Annotated in this window: 2 protein-coding genes; both read right to left on the bottom strand. The window is 32.4% G+C overall.

All coding sequences use genetic code 11. The features are described from left to right. Window positions 1-123: 123 nt before the first annotated feature. Complete coding sequence (locus tag V7164_RS00800; protein WP_335353202.1) at window positions 124-363, bottom strand: hypothetical protein; 240 nt, start codon at window positions 361-363, stop codon at window positions 124-126. Window positions 364-644: 281 nt separating this feature from the next. Next, on the bottom strand, window positions 645-1,468 hold an 824-nt coding region (locus tag V7164_RS00795), incomplete at its 5' end, for a hypothetical protein (RefSeq protein WP_335353201.1).

Below are 1,468 nucleotides of genomic sequence, written 5' to 3'. Positions count from 1 at the left end.
GCTCGGCCGCACAACTGCTCCTTTAGATTTCTTCACAATCTCACATAAATATCTAGTTTTGTTTATAGTCTTATTCCATTAAATGGCCCTTTTCATGAAGAGAAGAAGGCTTCCCTATATAAGCTATCCTTCAATCATTTTTAAATATGGAATTTCTTCTCCATTGACAACTGCAACAACAATTGGAGAGTTTGTCTCGTGAATTTTTGTGCCAACAGGTAGTACATTAACTGCACAATCATTAAATCCAAACGATTTATTTGTCTGTTTTCTAATTTCTCCTACTTGTTTTCCTAATATATACTCTGTATCTTTTACCCAATCTATATTTTTTACATTTGAATAAACGTAGCCATCAAGCATAAATATATCTGCACCATCGCTTTTCAGATAATCAGAAGGCTTCGGATTTCCATTTTGCTTACAACCGACCAGAGTTATTATCAATAATACCGTAAGTGGATATTTTAAGATATTAAAAGCCTCCCTTCTATTTTTTGACTTCCATCCATCTTCAGCAATCCTGCCCTATAGATTAAGTACATGCGTTAACAATCTTCATTCATTTTAATTTAAGTATCCAGTTTACTATTAAGTGTTATTCAACAATATGGCCCTTTAATTGAATAACTCAATTTAAATATTTAAATCAATAAGATCGGCTTAAAGACCCAATCCTGAGAACCATATTTAAAATCACTCATTTTCCTTATATCCCTTGAAATTTTATTCTCAATTATTAAGTCTCGAAATTTCTTACTAAATAAAGTTTTACGGTATACATACTTGCCATTATGCGTCCATTCTTGTGGAAGGTAGATATCCTTAGCAGCATCGATTAAATCTTTTTGGATATAGATATAAGGACCATCTATTCTTCCTCTAATTCCACAATCCTTACACTGCTCTTGTTCTTCAGTCGCAAAGTAATAATGTTTCATTTCATTACTCCAAGAAGGAAGAGTGTTAGTCGGGATAATTTGGTAAGCCGGTTGTTTGCCCTTTACTGTTCCTTTATGTATTACCGGTTTTAATTCATATCCTGTTATTCCCCAATTATTCATTAGTTCTGCCATTTTCTCTGAAACGACCCAAAATGCACCCACATTTACCATATATCTGTCTTTAATCTTTGATGTATCTATAGTTAAAGGGGAAACTTGATTTTGAAGTATTAATCCACATGCGTCACAAAATATATTATTTTTAAATTGAGTTCCTTTATCTTTTAAGAAAGCTCCACCAGAATTTCCAGTCGAGTACAAGACGAAGTGTGAAGCTTTATCGTATTCTTCATCTGAATACAAGAATGAAAATCTTTCCCCAATATGTTTGATGCGTAATTCGTTTTCTAAGTATCTATAGATCCCTTTAACATTTTCATAGTTCATCTTGTCATTAAGAATTACTTTTACTTCAAAAGAAACATCACTTAGTTCCCCATAGTCAGGTGTTTGTAACATAATAT

It is taken from the genome of Bacillus sp. JJ1474 (assembly GCF_036965225.1).
In the GTDB taxonomy this organism is placed as follows: Bacteria; Bacillota; Bacilli; order Bacillales; family Cytobacillaceae; genus Cytobacillus.
This window is presented reverse-complemented; position numbering and strand designations above follow the sequence as displayed.

Coding starts and splice junctions, on each gene's coding strand:
- V7164_RS00800 (WP_335353202.1), bottom strand. CDS start 363: ATGCTTGATGGCTACGTTTATTCAAATGTAAAAAATATAGATTGGGTA.